We start from the raw sequence: 19,781 nt of genomic DNA on the forward strand, positions 1-19,781 counted from the left end.
GCCCCCAATCTTTTTGATTCATTTATCTTATAAAAAAGCAGCTCCTATAATTCCCGCATCTGAACCTAGAGTTGCACATACAATTTTTGCTATATCTTCTTTTTTGTATAAAACAAACTCTCTTACCAATTCTTCAATCCCATCAAGTATTATATCACTTGCTTTGGAAACGCCTCCTCCAATTGATATAATTTCTGGGTCTAATGTATTTATTGTATTTGCAAATGTTTTTGCTAAATAAGATTTAAATCTAGTTATTACTTCAATTGCAACTGCATCGTTTTCTCTATAAGCATCAAACACCATCTTTGCATTTATGTTTTCTAAGTCTCCTTCTGCTAAATCTAAAATCCTGCTTTTTCTACCTTCTTGTATAAGTTTTTGAGAATATTTTATAATAGCAGTTGCTGAACAAAAAGTTTCCACACAACCATTATTTCCACAGTTGCAATCAAAATAGTTTTCTCCTATTACTTGATGCCCTATTTCTGAGCCTAGTCCATGTGCTCCAGAAAAAACTTTTTGATTAATTACTATTCCTCCACCTACTCCAGTTCCTAAAGTATATAAAACTCCAACATCTGCACCTTTCATACTTCCAAACATTGATTCTCCAAGTGCTGCTACTGTTGCATCATTTTCTCCATGAATTTCAACATTTGGAAACCTTCTTTTTAGTTCATTCTCAAAGCTTTCTCCATCCCATTTTAAGTTTACACAAGTTACTAAACCTTTTTTATTTATAAACCCAGGTACACCAAATCCAATAGACTTTACCTCTCTCATATTTAAATTGTTTTCTTCTAACAGTTTATCAATCATTATTTTTATATCATCTAGTATTCCTTCAAATCCCTTTTCAACCACAGTTTTACATTCTCTTCTAAAAAGTATCTTTCCTTGATTATCAACCACACCTGCTTGTATGCCTGTTCCTCCAATGTCTACACCTATATAATACATCTTTTTCACCTTTCTCATTTAAATTTTATTAATATATATATTTTATCATGTCTATATTATATTAAAATGTAAAACCATGCAAATTTTTAATAATATCTTTAATACAAAACAAAAACACCCTCCCATAGTATATTTTCACTATGAGAAGATGTCTATTTTTATAAATTATTTCAATTTGTTAGACGTTCAAAACAAACTATATTTAAGTCAATTATTTTAAACTTTTATTTGGACTTATTTTCTTCGTACTAAATAACATTTTTGCAACTATATATCAACCAAATCTTAATTATATTTTTTACAAACATAAATTAGCTTTCCATAATAAGTTGCTTTTATTATTTACCAATCTATACTAAAAATCTTATACACATAATATATATATTTCTTTACATATACATACATTTAACTAAATACATATTTCTTTACATACATATCTAGCTTATTCCCTAACCATACATACATATTTCTTTACATATGCACATATTGAAGGCAATTTTTACGTAAATTTTTCTAACTAAATTATAAGCAAATATGCAATTTATAAGAGTTTTAATTCTTACAAATAACTTTAAAACTTAGATTCCTTGGCTATACAATATGACTATTTTACTACCAAAATTTTAAGTCTAGGCAATTCCAATAATTATCCCAGCTTTTGAGTTTTTCCAGTACTTAATATAGCACTAAAAGCATCTAACTTTATTTCATAGATTATAATTGAGTTTTCTTCATCATTTGGCTGTGCCACATCCGTTCCCACTGGAATCACCCCTTTCTCTTATTTGATTATATTATAGCATATTATATATGTAGGGACAAGTATTTTTCAGAAAATTATTTATATTCAGTTTTTATTTTTCAAATAAAAACTATTTTTATATATTTATAAAATTAAAAATAGCCAATATAAAAATCATATTATATTAATTCAAAATCTTATAACTAAATACTTTAGATTCTAAAAAATATGATTACATTATATTGGCTATTTTAACTACTTTTTCTTAAACATATCTTCTATTTTCTGTCCGAATGTTTTTTTCTTTTCGTGGACGTTCGACCCGCACTCCTTCGCAAATTCTCTTAACAGATCTTTTTGCTTATCATTTAATTTTTTAGGAATCTCGACTACAACTTTGACATATTGGTCTCCTCTTGAATTACCTCTAATTCTAGGAATTCCTTTTTCTTTAAGTCTAAATACAGTTCCAGTTTGTGTTCCTTCTGGTACACTATACTTAACTTTTCCATCCAAAGTAGGTACTTCTATTTCATCACCTAAAGTTGCTTGAACAAATGTAATTGGCATTTCAAAGTAAATATCATTTCCATCTCTAGTAAACAATGGATGAGATTTAACATTAACTACAATGTATAAGTCTCCTCTTGGAGCACCTTTTTCTCCCACTTCACCTTGACCAGCAAGTTTTATCATTTGACCATCATCTATACCTGCAGGTATATCTACTTCTATAGTCTTAACTTTTCTTGTATTTCCAGTTCCATGACATTTGCTACAAGGAGATTCAATTACTTCTCCAGTTCCATTACAAGTACTACAAGGTCTTGAGCTTGCTATATTTCCAAATGGAGTTCTTTGAACAGTTCTAACTTGACCAGTTCCATTACAAGTTGAACAAGTTTTCTTTGATGTTCCTGGTTTTGCTCCAGTTCCATCACACTCATCACATTCTTCACTTCTATTTAATTTTATAGACATTTTTTTACCAAATGCAGCTTCTTCAAAAGATATAGTAACATTTTGTCTTATATCTGCACCACGTTGAGGACCTCTTCTTCTTTGTCTTCCACCTCCGAAGCCCCCTCCGAACATGTCGCCAAATATATCTCCAAACATATCTTCAAATCCACCAAAGCCTTGGCCATTAAATCCACCTTGGCCTCCAAAGCCTCCTTGACCATTTAGCCCATCATGTCCAAATTGGTCATAAGTCTTTCTCTTTGTATCATCTGAAAGTACTTCATAAGCTTCATTTATTTCTTTGAACTTTTCCTCAGCTTCTTTATCACCAGGGTTTCTGTCTGGATGGTACTTCATTGCTAACTTTCTGTAAGCTTTTTTTATCTCTTGAGCTTCTGCACCTTTACTGATACCTAAGACTTCATAATAATCCCTTTTTGTACTCAAAAATTGACACCACCTTCATTTTACAAAACGATAGCTTGTAGAATAATAAACTACAAGCTATCATTAATTCTTATATTCTACTTTAAGTTATATAATCTATGATATATTATATTCTTTATGATGTATATTGTCCATATATCTTTAATATCTATATGATTTTCATAAATAATCTATTCTTTATTTATCATTTGATGTTATATTATATAGCTTATTTATCTTCATCTACTTCTTTAAAGTCAGCATCTACTACATTGTCATCTTTAGGTCCATTATCTTGAGCTTGCTCTGCACCTTGAGCTGCTTGTTGTTCTTGTGCTGCATTTTGGTACATTTCTTGAGATACCTTTTGGAACTTAGTCATTACTTCTTCTGTAGCTTTCTTAAGTTCTTCTGCTGTAGCATCTTGGTTGTCTTTTACAACTTTTAAATCTGCTATTGCTTTTTCTATATCTTCTTTATCACTTGCACTTATTTTATCTCCAAGTTCATTTAAAGTTTTTTCAGTTTGATATATAGTAGACTCAGCTTGGTTAAATGCTTCTATTTTCTCTTTCTTTTGCTTGTCAGCTTCTGCATTCATTTCAGCTTCTTTTATTTTTTGTTCTATATCGGCTTCTGATAAATTAGTATTTGATGTTATAGTTATTTTTTGTTCTTTTCCTGTACCTAAATCTTTAGCTGAAACATTAACTATACCATTTGCATCTATATCAAATGTAACTTCTATTTGAGGTATTCCTCTTTGTGCTGGTGGTATATCAGTTAATTGGAATCTTCCTAAAGTTGTATTGTCATAAGCCATACTTCTTTCACCTTGAAGTACATGTATGTCAACAGCTGTTTGGTTATCAGCAGCAGTTGAGAATACTTGAGATTTCTTAGTTGGTATTGTAGTGTTTCTTTCTATTATCTTAGTCATTACATTACCCATAGTTTCTATACCAAGAGATAATGGAGTAACGTCTAGTAATAATAAGTCTTTAACATCTCCTGCTAAAACTCCTGCTTGTATAGAAGCTCCTGCTGCAACACATTCATCTGGGTTTATACCTTTATGAGGATCTTTTCCTATAAATTTCTTAACAGCATCTTGAACTGCTGGTATTCTTGTAGAACCTCCAACTAATAATACATCATCTATTTCACTTGTAGAAAGTCCTGCATCTTGTAAAGCTCTCTTAGTTGGTTCCATAGTTTTTTCAACTAAACCTCTAGTTAATTCTTCAAATTTAGCTCTTGATAAGTCTATATTTAAATGTTTTGGGCCTTCTGCTGTAGCAGTTATGAAAGGTAAGTTTATGTTTGAATTCATTGTTGATGATAATTCTTTCTTAGCCTTCTCTGCTGCTTCTTTTAATCTTTGAAGTGCCATCTTATCATTTCTTAAATCTACACCTTCAGCTTTTTTGAATTCATCTGCTAAATAGTCTATTACTATTTGGTCGAAGTCATCTCCACCTAATCTATTGTTACCAGCTGTAGCTAAAACTTCAAAAGTACCATCACCTATTTCGAGTATAGATACGTCAAAAGTTCCTCCACCTAAGTCAAATACTAATATTTTCTTTTCTTGGTCTAATTTATCCATACCATAAGCAAGAGCAGCTGCTGTTGGTTCATTTATTATTCTCTTAACATCAAGTCCTGCTATTCTACCAGCATCTTTAGTAGCTTGTCTTTGAGCATCTGTAAAGTAAGCTGGAACTGTTATAACTGCTTCTGTTACTGTTTGTCCTAAGTAACTTTCTGCATCTGATTTTAGTTTTTGTAATATTATTGCTGATATTTCTTGTGGAGTATATGATTTTCCATCTATATTTACTTTGTAATCAGTTCCCATATGAGTTTTTATAGAAGTTATTGTTTTATCTGCATTTGTAACTGCTTGTCTTTTTGCAGGTTCTCCAACTATTCTTTCACCATCTTTTGTAAATGCCACTACTGATGGAGTAGTTCTCATACCTTCATTATTTGCTATTATTTGTGCTTCTCCACCTTCTAATACTGCAACACATGAATTTGTTGTTCCTAAATCTATTCCTATTATTTTTCCCATGACTAAAAATCCTCCTTGAGTAATTATATAATTAAATTTTACTTATTTGTATGTTTTATATTAGGCTAAATATTTTAACCTTAATTTATATACTTAGCAAGAAACTTTAACCATTGAAGGTCTTATAACTTTAGTTCCTAGCTTATATCCTTTTTGAAGTACCATCACTATTTGATTTGCTTCTACTCCATCTACACTCTCTTGCATAACTGCTAGATGTAAGTTTGGGTCAAATTCCTTAGATTCTGCTTCTATTTCTTCTACTCCAAATTTTACTAGAGTATCTATTAATTGCTTATGTACAAGGCTTATACCCTTATACATAGTATCTTCCTTATCTTCACATGCATCTAAGGCTCTTTCCATACTATCTATAACTGGTATTAACTCAGTTATTATTTTCTCATTTGCAAACACACCGATTGTCTCTTTTTCTTGTTGAGTTCTTCTTCTATAGTTTGCATATTCGGCTTGAAGTCTTTGATATTTGTCATTTAATTCATCTACTTCATCTTTTAATTTTTTTTCTGCTAATTTAGAATTTATATCTGTTACATTTTCATCATCAGCTTTTTCTTCATCAGTTTTTTCGCTTGACTCTTCACATTCTTCATTAACAACTTCATCTTCTAACTCTACTTGAGTTTCAGATTCTTGGTTAATAGAAGTATCATTTTCTTCTTTTACTTCTTGTTGCTCATTTTTTTTATCCAAGACTTTACACCCCTCAATTTAAAATTTCTTTACTTTCTATTAATTAATAAACTCATATAATTTATTATAGAGTAAATTCTAGCGTAATCCATCCTTGTAGGTCCTATGAAGCTTATTCGCCCAACTAAGTCTCTATCTACATTATAAGTTGCTGTAACTATACTACAATCCTGTGCCAGTTTACAATCATTATCACTGCCAATTATTATATTTAGATTTTCTTTTTGTATTCCCTTTGATTTAATTATGTCAGCTATTGTTTCCTTTCTTTCTAACATATTTAAAAATGACTTTGCTTTTAACACATCATTGAATTCTGGATAACTAAATATATTCGTGGCTCCATTTAATGATAGAGAAAAATCTTCTTCTTCCATATTTGAGTTTAGGGCATTTAAGAGTTCATCTATAAACCCTGAATACTCACTTATTTCATATTTAATAAAAGCAATCAGATTATCATCTAAATCTGTTATACTTTTTCCTGAGAGCTTCTTTGTAAGATTATCAGAAATCAAATTTAACTTAGATTGATCTAAATATACATTAGTTGTAAGGTTAGCTTTTTTTAAGTCCCCTTTATCTGTTACAACTATAAGTAAAATATTATTGTCATTCATAGCAACCAACTGTATATGCTTTATGACGCTTTGATTTATTAAACTCTTAGTAACTGCTACAGTTGTGTAGTTAGTTAATTGAGATAGTAGTTTAGACGTCTCATGAATTAATTCTTTTATATGATTTATGTTATGGTTCATACATTGTTCAATAAGAATCTTATCAGTATCATCCAATTCACTTTTACTCATAAGAGAGTTTACATATAACTTATAGCCTTTTTCAGATGGAACTCTGCCCGCAGAAGTATGTGGCTGAATTAAATATCCTAATTCTTCAAGGTCAGCCATTTCATTTCTTATGGTAGCAGCACTAACACCTAAATCATGCCTTTTAGATATTGTTCTAGAACCTATAGCTTCAGCTGTTTCTATATAATCTTTAACTATAGCTTTGAGGATATTTAATTTTCTTTCATTTAATTCCATATTATTATACCTCCTAGCTGTTAGCACTCACTAAGTTCGAGTGCTAAAAAGATTATATATATTATATACCATTATAAATTTATTTTGTCAACACCTTAAAAATTATTCCATAAATTCTATAAATATACTATTAGATATTTCTCTTCCTTTTTGAGTTAATTGTATACCCTCAAAGTTTTGATTTATGAGCCTTCTAGCTAATAGCATTTCTATCTGCTTACTGTATTTTTCTCTAAAATCTATTCCAAATTTTTTTTCAAAATCTTTAAACTTTATCCCCCTATTCATTCTAAGACCCATAAATATCTTTTCTTCTATCATATCTTTTATAGAAAGATTTTCACTATCTCGTATTGGCTTCTCTCTTTTAATCAGACTTAAATGATAATCCTCTAAAGATTCTAAATTATTATATCTATTGTTATCGATATAACCAGAAGCTCCGGCTCCAAGACCTATATAATGTTCACATTCCCAATATAAAATATTATGTTTACAGTTATAACCTTCTTGTGAGTAATTTGATATTTCATATTGATTGTATCCTTTTGATTTTAAATAGTTTATTGTATACTCATACATTTCTATATCTATATTTTCATCTATAAGGTCAAATTGATTATTTTCATACATATTATACAGTTCAGTACCTTCTTCTAATATAAGAGAATATGCTGATATATGTGTTGGATTTAAATCTGTAATTCTTTCAAGAGTTTCCTTCCAATCACATAGTGTCTGATTAGGAAGGCTATACATTAAGTCTATATTAATATTTTTAAATCCTACACTCAGTGCATCCATATAGTTTTTCTCAAATTCTTTATAACTATGTATTCTTCCTATAAAGTTCAAATGCTTTTCTTGGACAGCTTGTAACCCTATACTAAGTCTATTAATACCAACTTCTTTCATAGTTTCTAATTTCTCTAGTGTCAGTGTGCCAGGATTGCACTCTATAGTTATTTCTGCATTTTTGTATATGTTGAATTTTTCTTTTATACTTACAAATACTTCTCTTATTTCTTCAGATGTCAAAATGCTAGGTGTTCCTCCACCTATAAATATACTTGTTATTATATCGTTTTTGTCTAAATTGAAATCTTCTTTATTTTTGTATTTATCATCTCTATTTAATTTATTACTGTATAACTCCATTTCTATTTTCAAATCTTCTATATATCTTTTTTTTGAATCTAGGTCCATTTTATAAGAATTAAAGTCACAATACTTACATTTTTTCACACAAAATGGGATATGTATATAAAGTCCTAACATTTTATATTCCTCATTTCTTAAAATTATCTTAAAGCATCAGTTATTAAATTATAAATCAAACAAAATAACTCATCAAGTCACATATAAAACATCTTTACTATGTAATATCATAAAAAATTTGGATAAAAGTAGATTTTTACTTTTATCCAAATTTTTCAACTTAAATTAAATAACTATCTCTTCTTCATATAATAATAAACGGGTAATCCAAGTAGGGTTATAAATATACCTCCTAAGGATATTGCTGTTGAAGTCAATATTTGATTTATTATTACAAATAACCCACCTAATATAGCTATAATTGGTATTATTGGATATAAAGGAACTTTATATGGTCTGTGTAAATCTGGTTGCTCTCTTCTAAGCCTTATAACCCCAACAAAAGTCAATACGTAAAATACCCATATTGAAAATATAGTTAAGTCTGTCAAAAGATTAAATTGGCCAGATAGGGCATATATACATGCTAATACAGTTATAAGCAGTATTGAATTTACAGGAGACCCACCAGAATTTACTTTTAATAAAACTTTAGAAGCTGGCAAAGTTCCTCTTTCAGCTAATGTATATGGTATTCTTGACCCTGTTAATAAATATCCATTTAATGTACCAAACACTGATATTAATATACCCACAGTTATTACTTTTCCACCTAAATTTCCAAATAATTTTGTTGCAACTAATGTTGCTGGTGAAGTAACAGTTGCTAATTCACTTGCTGGCACAACCCAAAGATATGCTACATTTATTATAATATAGACTGCCATAACTAATGATAATCCACCAACTATTGCTCTTGGTAAATCTTTTTCTGGAGATTTCATCTCGCCTGAGATAGCTCCAACATTTATCCATCCATCATATGCAAACAATGTTGCTATTAATACTTGTCCAAGTGCGCTTGATACACTAACCCCATCACCTACAAATGGATTTAATATTTCACTACTTTGACCTTTAATGAATCCAAAGATTATTATTAGAGCTAATGGTATCATTTTTCCAATAGTAGCTACTGTCTGAACTTTTCCTCCCAATGATGAACCTATTATGTTAAGTAATGATAAAAACAATATTACTCCAATTGCTATTGGAAGCACAACTGACATATTATTTGGACTCATATTTAAAAGTTCAGACGCTTGTTGAGCAAATATTACCCCTAGTGCTGCTGATGTTCCTGGAAAAAATAATACAGTTTGCATCCATCCAGTTAAAAATCCTAGTTTTTCTCCATATATCTCTTCAATATAAATCATCATACCGCCAGTTTTTGGGATAGCAGCTGATATTTCTGTAGCTGTAAGTCCAGCAGTTATTGTTATAAATCCACCTAAAAGCCATGCTATAATACCTAGCCCTGGAGCTCCATTAGTTGTAGCGTATATTGCCTGTGGCTTAAAAAAAACTCCCGAACCTATAACCATACCTACAACAGTAGAAAGAGCTGCAGAAAGACCAATAGTCTTTTGTAGTTGAGTACGCATGATGTCCCTCCTCACTGTTTTATAAGTGCATAAAATATTAATTTTATAAATTTATGGTTTTAGTATTCCCAAAGTTTTTTTTTATATTAATTTACTAATTTTATATTAACTTACTAACTTTTTTTATATTAACTTACTAACTTTATATTAATTTGCTATACATTTAAAATTCTAGAGTATTAGCCTTTATAATTTCAATCTTTAAATATTGCCTATTTTTTAAATGTGAATTATATTTTCTATCTTAAATTAATTAAATTAAAGTTTAGTCTTTCAACTTAAAATGTGTATATATCTAATACTCTTTCTTTTAAAATTTCTTTTTCATTTAATTCTGGATTATTGATAACAATTTCAAGCATCTTATTTAATAAATACCCTATATCTTTACCTGGTTTAACACCTATAGACATTAAATCATTTCCATTAATAGCTAAGTCTTTAATATGAAAGCATTCATTTTGACTTATTATATGTTTAAATTCCTTTTCACTCTCAATAAGGTTCAATATTTTCTGTTTTGCATATTTTGGGTTTTTAGCAAGTGTGTCAGCCCAATTAACTTTTATTAAATCTTCAAATAGTTTAATGTCTCCCAGTTTATTTAATAACTTTTTAATAATTTTTCTTTTTGGTTCTATTCTATAATCATGATATTGTATTAATGTTAAAACTTTATTAATAGTATAATTATCATACTTAAGTCTCTTCAAAATTTGCTTTGCTATTTTAACAGACTCCCTGCTGTGATTATAAAAATGGTCAATTCCATTTTTATCTGTCGTTTTAGTAATTTTTTTACCCAAATCATGAAATAACATTGTAAGCTTTAGATATAACTCATCTTCAATTACTTCAGTAGCTATCAAAGTATGTTTCCCAACATTATAAATATGATATGGATTGTGTTGAATAACATCTTCTAAATCACATATTTCAGGAATTATAAATTTCAATAATTCTGTTGAAATTAATAAATTTAACTTAGATGAATCAGATACTAGTATTTTATTGAATTCTACTTGAATTCTTTCCATAGACACACATTTTATTAAATCTGCTTTTTTGCATATGCTTTGTTTAGTACCTTCAGCTATTTTAAAATTAAGCTGTGCAGAAAACCTAATCGCTCTAAGCATTCTAAGTGCATCTTCTTCAAATCTGTCTATTGGATTTCCAACGCAACGAATACACTTATTTTGTATATCCTCACAGCCATTGAATGGGTCAACTAATCCAGTCTTTGAATTGTATGCAATTGCATTAACAGTAAAATCTCTTCTTGATAAATCCTTAACTATATCATTTGTAAATTCTATTGAATCTGGATGTCTACCATCACTATAGCTTCCATCTATTCTATATGTTGTCACTTCAAATGGCTCATGTTCAATCATGACTGTTACAGTACCATGTTGTATACCAGTTGGAATAGTTCTTTCAAATATCTCTACTACTTTTTCAGGTCTTGCACTAGTTGTTATATCCCAGTCATTTGGAATTCTTTCTAATAAACAATCCCTCACACAGCCTCCAACTACATATGCCTCATAACCATTTTTTTCTAATTCTTTAATTATATAATCCACTTTTTTAGGAATTTCTATATTAGTCATAAATATCACCTTTTTATTTTTCTTTAATATACTCTTACTTATATTCTCTATAGTGTTTAATTAAAATATACCACAAAAAAACTAGATTAATTTAGAAATAATTCTAAAATCACTCTAGCTTTTAAGTATATTTATCTAAATTTATAAAAATTCAATAAATTATTCGTCCAGTTTAAGTACAGACATAAATGCTTTTTGAGGAACTTCAACAGAACCAATTTGTCTCATACGCTTCTTACCTTCTTTTTGTTTTTCAAGAAGTTTCTTCTTACGAGATATATCTCCACCATAACATTTCGCAAGTACATCTTTTCTTAAAGCACTTATTGTCTCTCTTGCAATAACCTTATTACCAACAGCAGCTTGTATAGGTATAGCAAATTGATGTCTTGGAATTTCTCCTTTTAATTTCTCACACATTGCCTTTCCTCTAGGGAAAGCACGAGTTTCATGTACAATAAAACTAAGTGCATCAACTTGCTCTTTATTAATTAAAACATCAAGTTTTACAAGAGTAGATGCAACATATCCCTTAATCTCATAATCAAGAGAACCATATCCTCTAGTTCTTGATTTTAAGGCATCAAAGAAGTCATAAACAACTTCATTAAGAGGAAGGTCGTAATGGAGCATTACTCTTCTCTCATCTATATATTCCATGTTTAACATATTTCCACGTCTCTCCTGACAAAGTTCCATAACAACACCTACATAATCTTTAGGAACTATTATATCTCCTTTTACTATAGGTTCTTCTATCATTCTTATCTCAGCTACTTCTGGTAAATTTGCAGGATTTTGTATCATTACAACTTCTCCATCAGTTTTTGTAACTCTATATATAACAGATGGTGCTGTAGTTATTATATCAAGATTAAATTCTCTCTCAAGTCTTTCTTGCATTATTTCCATATGTAAAAGACCTAAAAATCCACATCTAAACCCAAACCCTAATGCTGCTGAAGTTTCAGCCTCATATTCAAGAGCGGCATCATTTACTTGTAATTTTTCAAGAGCATCTCTTACATTTTCATACTTTTCACCTTCTCCTGGATAGATACCACAATATACCATTGGAGTAGCTTTTTTATATCCTGGTAAAGGTTCTTCTGTAGGATTATTTGAATCTGTTATTGTATCCCCTACACGACAACTTCTTATGTCTTTTATACTAGCAGCAATATAACCAACATCACCTGCTGATAATTCACTAAGTTCAGTTTGACCTGGAGCCATAACACCAACTTCAGTTACTTCAAATGCCTTCTTAGTATTCATCATTTTTATTGTCATACCTTTTTTAACAGTTCCTTCAAACACTCTAACATAGGCTACAACACCTTTATAAGCATCGTAATAAGAGTCAAATATTAACGCCTTTAATGGTGCTTCCTTATCTCCTTTAGGTGCAGGAACATTTTTTACAATATCTTCTAAAACATCTTCTATATTTAAACCTGTTTTAGCTGAAATAAGAGGTGCTTCACTTGCATCAAGCCCTATTATATCTTCAATTTCATGTTTTACTTCATCTGGTCTTGCACTTGGTAAATCTATTTTATTTATTATTGGTAATATTTCTAAATCTTGGTCTATTGCAAGATACACATTAGCTAAAGTCTGTGCCTCAACACCCTGTGCTGCATCAACTACCAATAATGCTCCCTCACATGCAACTAAACTTCTTGATACCTCGTAGTTAAAGTCTACATGTCCTGGTGTATCTATAAGATTTAAATAATATTCATTTCCATCCTTCGCCTTATACATTAATCTTATATTTTGAAGCTTTATAGTGATTCCTCTTTCTCTTTCAAGATCCATGTTATCAAGTAATTGACTCTTCATGTCTCTTTCACTGACAAGCCCCGTCTGTTGTATTAATCTATCAGCTAAGGTAGACTTTCCATGGTCTATATGTGCAATTATACTAAAATTTCTTGTTCTACTTTGTTTATTGTCCACCTTAAATTCCCTCCTCTTGATTATTCTTATAGTTATCATTTTATATTATATAAAAACTTTTTATATATCAAATTTTAAATTTTTGAATATAAACTAATTGGCATTAAACAAAATTATCCACATTATATGTGGATTATCAAGTCTAACACTAAATATTATATAATATCACAAACTTAAAGTAAATCCTATAAAATATAGTTAATGTATTTTTATTTTATACAATTAAGGATACATAACTAAAATAAGGCTTATTTTAATCAATAAACCTTATTCACTTATTTACTACTTATTAAATTTTTCAACGATTTTGTGTATATCAAAATTTGGTATATCAAACTTTGTAATATCAAATTTAATACTTGAGAAATAATTATGTTGTTTTATTCCCAACATACTTTTAGCATTACTATCAACTATAAATACACAAACTGATGTACCTATAATCATAATAACTAAAAATATAATTCTCATAATATACTTATATTTTCTTTGTTTACTTTTACCTTCTATATTTCTTTCTAATCGGCTCATTCAACATGCTCCTAATTACACTAAACAATCTAATTTTTTTGTTTAAAATATTCATCTAAAATTTCAGCAAGATACTTTGTAGTAGCCTTAGATTCTTCTATACTTGTTGCATTATTTCCAATTTCTATTAACATGTGATTTTTAACTGCAAATTGATTAAATCTAGCATAATCTTTTTCTACTATTGGAGACACCAAGCCTGGATATTTCTTTTCAGCAAAAGCAGTTATGTCATCTGCTAAAGCTCTAAGTTGTGCTTTATTTTCATTTTTTCCTCCTACAACAAAGAAGAATTTAGATACTCTCTCTCCATTTATCATAGTTGTATATTTCAAATGGTCTTTTTCTTTAGTGGCTGGATTAGTTAAATCCCTAGCATCCCTATGTAAATCGATTGCTATGTCCACTGTATTATATTTAGGGAGTATACTTTTTATTGTTTTTAAACTACTTGCATAAGAGTTATTATAAGATGGATAGTCATGGTATTTAGTAGTATGAACTACACCCCACCCTTTACTATCTAAAGCACTAGTTAATGCATTTCCTACTTCCATTACTGAATTTTTCTTATCTCTTGAATGATAATTTCCATCAGGTGAATTTGAATAAGTTTCACATCCATGAGTATGATATATCAAAATTCTTGGATTTTCTTTAGTCACTCTTAAGTCATCTTTATAATCTTCACTAGGTGCAGTACTAGTTTCAGTTGTAGCTGAGTTTTTTGACTCAATATCTGGAACATTTTCTTTACCAACATAAAGTTTTATATATTCTTTTTCGCTTTCTTTCTTATTGTCAGCTTTACTTACATCCTCAGATTTTTTATTGTCAGCTTTACTTTCTTTAGTATCTTTATTTACTTCTTTATTTTTATCACTCTTTTTATTTTCTGTATTATTTCCTTCGACTTTGGCTTCTGGATAAGATGAATTTACTAGAAACTTCAAAAAGTCATCTTGATTTAAAGCCAATGATTTTCCTGGTAAAATGCATGCTAATATAAAAGTCAAGGTTACTACTTTAATGCATTTTTTAAACATATTTGCTCCTCCTTATTTTACAATCTACCTGGATGTAAAGACCTATTTAGACCTTCACTTATTATTATAGATAGATTTTCAATTGTATCATCTATATCTTTTGGTGTTACGATTAAATTCTTATCATATGGGTCTAATGAATCTTTTATTAGATGATATTTTTCTTCCTCTTTAAGTTTTTTTAACATTTCATAAAAACTTTCTGTTTCTTCTGACTGAGATATTAAATTATCTATTGCCATATCCAAAACATCTATTGTAAGAGTTGCTGCGTCAACCACAGTTGGAACTCCTATTGCAATTACATCTACTCCTAAAGTTTCTTTCGTGAGAGATTTTCTTGTATTACCAACACCTCCACCAGGTGATATTCCTGCTGTTGATATTTGTATAGTAGAGTTTACTCTTTCCATCTTTCTTGATGCTAGTGCGTCTATTGCTACTACTCTATCCGGCTTCACTTTTTCAACTAATGACTTTACTACTTCACTAGTTTCTATCCCAGTAACTCCCATAACCCCTGGACTTAAAGCTGATACCTCAGTAAAATCATCATCATAATCCTTATTGTAATTTTTAAATAGATGTCTAGTTACCAGTGTTTTAGATACACTCTTTGGCCCTAATGCATCAGAAGTAATATTTCTGTTTCCAAGACCAATTACTAATGTCTTTTTATTTTTGTCTGGTCCAAATACATCTACCAATTCATCTTTTAAATAACTTATCATTTCTTCTCTTGATTCATCATCATCAAATTTCATAAGATTACTTTCTAGGGTTATATATTTTCCTATATCTTTGTTCATTATCTCTGAACCTTGTTCATCTATTACTTCAACTTTTGTTACAATACAATTTTCTAATTCTTTAGTTTCTATTTCTACCCCAGGAATACTACTTCCTTCTTGAGACTTTTCACACATTTCACTAGCTTCTAAAGCTAAATCTGTTCTTACATTAATCATATAAACCTCCAGTATAAATTAAATGCTAATTATAATTGTTAACAAAATTTAGTATTTTATAACAAGAAATTGTAAATTTATTTAAAACAAGTAAAATTAAGGCTTTCAATGTAGGAAAATTGAGTTTGGTAAGTAATTTGTCAGTAAACTTCCTTATCTATCATATATTTACAAATATAAAAAGGTAGCAACTATTTATATAGGCGCTACCTTTTAATCTATTTACCAATTTCATGTTATCAAATTCCTGACAAGTTTTCATTCATTATATATTTCTTTTTTTATCAAAATAACTTTATAATTTCTACACTATCTCATTCTGTTAAAAAAAAGGGTTCAGCAATCTCCAACCACTCATTTGGCAAATAAATAGCTAGATATCCATGATTATATCCCTTAGCTTCATAAATTTTGCAAGAAGCTACATAAGACTGAAACATTTTTGCAGAGTTTTTTACACATTTCATTTCCTTTTCTCCATACCAATACATCACTTGTGCTTTAGTTTCTCTTAAACTCTCCTTAAGTGTGTACTTCATCATATAAGTACGATACATAGCATAGAGTGTTTCTTTTCTGACATGTGGCATATCTTTCAGATAATAGTCCTTTATTTCATCTGGATATTGCATGTTTTTGGGAAATAGTTTTGGCATCATAGCTATTTGCAGTCTACAAGCTTTTTCACTAAATAAAAGCCCTCTAAAAAATCGAATAACCATCATACAAGCTCGTGCCATATTGGGTCTAGGATAGCAAATACTACCATCAATAATTGCCTTTTCAGTAATATCAGGTTTTCGAGATAAAAGCTCTATAACAATCTGTCCACCAAGTGATACTCCACACAGAGAAAAAAGATGACCACCACATTCTTCATCTATATATTTCATCAATTTATCTGCTGTATCCTCTGTAGAAATATATGTAGTTTTGTATTCTTCTCCATGTCCATCCAATGTAGGAAGTATTACATGATAACGTTCAGACAATACTCGTGCCTGTCGTAAATAGTTCCACCATGCATTCCCACCTCCATGAATAAGCATGATATGTGGGTTATTTTTATTACCAAATTCATGAAAGTTCATTATAATGCCTCCTTATAAAAACAAATTACTTTTTATTTTTTATTTTCATTACTCTTTACAGGTGGAGAAGATATAATTGAGAGTTTTCGGAGTTTTAAATCCGATTTAGGTTCTTGATCTATGTATGGCTTCAATAAGTCAGCTATACTTTGAAGAAGATTTTCATATTCTCTATCAGTAATATATAGCAATGCTGAATTGAAAAGCACATTATCTTTCTTATGGTCTTGACTTTTCCTACTAAAATATTCATTCATTTCCTGCATCAATCCTACATGAAATGCTGTAGAAAGTGCAACAAATGCATCACCTTCCATATCTAAAGCATAGTCCTTTAGTGCATAAACCTTTTCAATAGTACCACGTACACGATTTTCTTTGACTACTTCAATCATATTGTTGTCTTCCAAAATTTTAACATGGTGATAAACTGTTGCACGAGGAATATCACTTATATACTTCACAATATCAGATGTACGAACACTACCATGAATTCGAATATACTGTAAGATTCGAAGTCTAGCTGGATTTAGAATTAGTTTTGTTTTATCCACTTTATCATTCCTTTCTTTAGTCTATAAAATTATTATAGTCTAATTTTTTAGACTAAACAAGCCTATGATATAAAACTATCAAACAATCAACAGTAATTATTCAACTTAAATAATCGTCTACAAAATAAAAAAATTTACCTTAATTAATAGACAAAGTTTCATATTAACCATATAATTTTATATTTTTATAAAATTTATTACTAAATCCATAAAAATGAGTAATTTCTTGTATTATCTTATAATTATTGGAAATACTATCAAAATGTACGTTAATAATTTGTATTATTTCAAGATATATGTTACAAAAATAAAATATTAAATTGTATCTATTAAAATATTTAAAGAACAAAATATATCAACATAAAAACAAAATATTTCAAATTATTTATGCATAATTTATAGTCTAAAAAATCAAGACAAAAAACATTATTAAAATATATAAATAATAATCCTTGATTTTTAGATTTATTTCTGTTAAAATCTAATATGTTGACGATGAATATGAGAAAAAAATACAGGGAGGTGAACACGGTGGCAAATATAAAATCAGCTAAGAAAAGAATAAGTGTTATCGAAAAGAAAACTGCTTTAAATAGAGTTAGAAAATCTCAAATAAAAACTGCAATAAGAAGATTCGAAGATGCTGTTGCAGCTGGAAACAGAGAGGATGCTGTTGTTAAGTTCCAATACGCTCAAAAAAGAATATACCAAGTAGCTTCTAAAGGAACTATACATAAGAATGCTGCAGCTAGAAAAGTAGCTAAATTAGCTCAAAAGTTAAACGGTATGAACGCTTAATTACCAGTTTATATTTCTTATATATAATAACCCCTATGTAGGGGTTTTTTATTTTGGAAATTTATACAATAAAAAATAAATAGTCAGACATATTATAGTGGATTATATACTCTTAGACTTAATTTAGCCTACTTATACTTTGAACTATAACATATCTTGCTATTTATTTTTTACTAATATATAAATTTTTTATATTGCTTGTCTTTTACAGTATCTACTAACCAACATTTCTACTGCTAAAGTATCCCTTATAAGACCTGTTTTTATTTTATAATCACTTTCCAATATATAGTTTAAAATTTCTACGATTATATCATCCGAGAAGTTTTTAGTCTGCTTCAATGCTTTTCCTATTACAAATTGATGAATTTTTAATTTATCCGCTATAAGTTTTGCTGAATATCCCTCTACTTGTAATTGTCTTACTTGCATAACTATTTTAAATTGTCTAGCTATCATAGAAAATATACCTAAAACAGATTCACCTTCCTGTATCATATCGTTTAATATTTTCATTGCATTAGAAGCATTTTGCTCTCCAATATAATCAATTAACTTAAATATATCATTTTCAACCTTTTTGGGAGATAATTTATCAATTACATCATTAGTTACACTACTTCCCTTTCCAACAAATGAACTAATTTTATTTATCTCGTTTTCTAAATCTGATAAAGTCTTTTCACTACTTTTATCTCTGTATCCTTCTTGTTCAATAAAATACATTATTTGAGAGTTTTCTATTATAACTTCATTTAAAGCAAAAGATTTTTTTATCCACTTAAATAAGTCCATATCAGAAAGCTTGTCACAATTAAAAACAATCCCATTATTACTTATCTTTTTAACTAAAGATTTTCTTTTGTCAATATCTCCGTATACAACAAAAACTATAGTGGTAGTGTCTGGAGTATTATCTAAATGCTCTATCAAATATTTTTCATCACTGTCTGTAAAATTCTTTTTCTTTCCTTTTAGTAGTTCAAAATCTTTTACTATTACTATTTTTCTATCATCCATAAAAGGAAGTGTCTCTATAGAGCTTATAAGCTGATTTAAGACTATTTCCTTTCCATCTATTATATCTAAGTTAAAATCGAGCATTCCTTCGTTTAAATTCTCTTTAAAGACTTTTATTGCATTTTCTATTAAATAATACTCTCTGCCATAAAAAAGATACATTTTCTCAAGTTTTTTATCTTTTATATTCCTTATAATATCCTTGTAATCCATTTTCTTGCTCCTTTATCTCTTTTCCTTCTATGTAAAATATGTAAAAAAATACTCCTATGTAATAAATCACTACAATATAAAGTTTCGGATTATCTATATCTATATATGTAAAATTTAAGTTACTGAGTTTCTCTAGTAAAAAAAATATTATTTCTATTAATGTACTATTAAATAAAGCTATTATTTTAGCTATTACTATACTCACTCTAAATATTATTAAACTTGCAATACTCAAATACATTATCATACCTATAAATGGTACTATGATTAAATTTCCTAT

General features: G+C 28.9%; 17 protein-coding genes. 1 reads left to right on the forward strand and 16 read right to left on the reverse strand.

The features are described 5' to 3' along the window. Positions 1-27: 27 nt before the first annotated feature. The 14 genes from KGF50_RS01800 to KGF50_RS01865 all read right to left on the reverse strand — a co-directional run bounded on the left by KGF50_RS01800 (position 28) and on the right by KGF50_RS01865 (position 17,470). The gene (locus tag KGF50_RS01800) at positions 28-981 is read right to left on the reverse strand and encodes an ROK family protein (RefSeq protein ID WP_255654703.1); all 954 of its coding nucleotides are present in this window, start codon (positions 979-981) and stop codon (positions 28-30) included. A gap of 979 nt (positions 982-1,960) precedes the next feature. After that, positions 1,961-3,115, reverse strand: coding sequence for a molecular chaperone DnaJ (gene dnaJ / locus KGF50_RS01805; RefSeq protein WP_227846539.1), 1,155 nt, complete (start codon positions 3,113-3,115; stop codon positions 1,961-1,963). Between the two features lie 208 nt (positions 3,116-3,323). Further along, positions 3,324-5,171 carry a molecular chaperone DnaK gene (dnaK, locus tag KGF50_RS01810; protein WP_227828207.1) on the reverse strand — a complete coding sequence of 616 codons (1,848 nt, stop codon included), beginning with the start codon at positions 5,169-5,171 and terminating at the stop codon, positions 3,324-3,326. 93 nt (positions 5,172-5,264) lie between these two features. After that, complete coding sequence (gene grpE, locus KGF50_RS01815) at positions 5,265-5,885, reverse strand: nucleotide exchange factor GrpE (RefSeq protein WP_227432572.1); 621 nt, start codon at positions 5,883-5,885, stop codon at positions 5,265-5,267. A 29-nt stretch (positions 5,886-5,914) separates the two neighbouring features. Beyond that, positions 5,915-6,934, reverse strand: coding sequence for a heat-inducible transcriptional repressor HrcA (hrcA, locus tag KGF50_RS01820; protein ID WP_227846540.1), 1,020 nt, complete (start codon positions 6,932-6,934; stop codon positions 5,915-5,917). A 102-nt stretch (positions 6,935-7,036) separates the two neighbouring features. After that, positions 7,037-8,212 (reverse strand): radical SAM family heme chaperone HemW, encoded by a 1,176-nt coding sequence (hemW, locus tag KGF50_RS01825; protein WP_227846541.1) that lies wholly within the window; start codon positions 8,210-8,212, stop codon positions 7,037-7,039. A 173-nt stretch (positions 8,213-8,385) separates the two neighbouring features. Next, positions 8,386-9,699: an amino acid permease gene (locus tag KGF50_RS01830; protein ID WP_227846542.1), complete on the reverse strand. Its 1,314-nt coding sequence runs from the start codon at positions 9,697-9,699 to the stop codon at positions 8,386-8,388. A 278-nt stretch (positions 9,700-9,977) separates the two neighbouring features. Continuing rightward, on the reverse strand, positions 9,978-11,315 hold the full coding sequence (locus KGF50_RS01835; RefSeq protein WP_227846543.1) for a CCA tRNA nucleotidyltransferase: 1,338 nt from the start codon (positions 11,313-11,315) through the stop codon (positions 9,978-9,980). A 159-nt stretch (positions 11,316-11,474) separates the two neighbouring features. After that, entirely contained in the window at positions 11,475-13,280 is a 1,806-nt protein-coding gene (gene lepA, locus KGF50_RS01840) for a translation elongation factor 4 (RefSeq protein ID WP_227846544.1), read from the reverse strand. A 282-nt stretch (positions 13,281-13,562) separates the two neighbouring features. Next, a complete protein-coding gene (locus tag KGF50_RS01845; RefSeq protein ID WP_227846545.1) occupies positions 13,563-13,811 on the reverse strand; it encodes a hypothetical protein in 249 nt (82 codons plus the stop codon). Between the two features lie 29 nt (positions 13,812-13,840). Next, positions 13,841-14,857, reverse strand: a complete 1,017-nt coding sequence (gene spoIIP, locus KGF50_RS01850; protein ID WP_227846546.1) for a stage II sporulation protein P — start codon at positions 14,855-14,857, stop codon at positions 13,841-13,843. 17 nt (positions 14,858-14,874) lie between these two features. Beyond that, positions 14,875-15,825, reverse strand: coding sequence for a GPR endopeptidase (gene gpr / locus KGF50_RS01855; RefSeq protein WP_227846547.1), 951 nt, complete (start codon positions 15,823-15,825; stop codon positions 14,875-14,877). 314 nt (positions 15,826-16,139) lie between these two features. Continuing rightward, positions 16,140-16,916: an alpha/beta fold hydrolase gene (locus KGF50_RS01860; RefSeq protein WP_227846548.1), complete on the reverse strand. Its 777-nt coding sequence runs from the start codon at positions 16,914-16,916 to the stop codon at positions 16,140-16,142. A gap of 32 nt (positions 16,917-16,948) precedes the next feature. Continuing rightward, the gene (locus KGF50_RS01865; RefSeq protein WP_227846549.1) at positions 16,949-17,470 is read right to left on the reverse strand and encodes a helix-turn-helix domain-containing protein; all 522 of its coding nucleotides are present in this window, start codon (positions 17,468-17,470) and stop codon (positions 16,949-16,951) included. A gap of 531 nt (positions 17,471-18,001) precedes the next feature. On the opposite strand from KGF50_RS01865, the gene rpsT reads away from it, so the two are divergent. Next, positions 18,002-18,268 carry a 30S ribosomal protein S20 gene (gene rpsT, locus KGF50_RS01870; RefSeq protein ID WP_227432754.1) on the forward strand — a complete coding sequence of 89 codons (267 nt, stop codon included), beginning with the start codon at positions 18,002-18,004 and terminating at the stop codon, positions 18,266-18,268. 189 nt (positions 18,269-18,457) lie between these two features. On the opposite strand, the gene holA is transcribed toward rpsT, so the two are convergent. Together holA and KGF50_RS01880 are read right to left on the reverse strand one after the other, a co-directional pair. Further along, entirely contained in the window at positions 18,458-19,501 is a 1,044-nt protein-coding gene (holA, locus tag KGF50_RS01875) for a DNA polymerase III subunit delta (protein ID WP_227846550.1), read from the reverse strand. Further along, positions 19,464-19,781, reverse strand: a 318-nt coding sequence (locus KGF50_RS01880) for a ComEC/Rec2 family competence protein (protein WP_227846551.1), incomplete at its 5' end; no start/stop codon positions are given. The genes holA and KGF50_RS01880, both read right to left, overlap by 38 nt.

This window comes from Clostridioides sp. ZZV15-6598 (assembly GCF_020657705.1).
GTDB lineage: Bacteria > Bacillota > Clostridia > Peptostreptococcales > Peptostreptococcaceae > Clostridioides > Clostridioides difficile_F.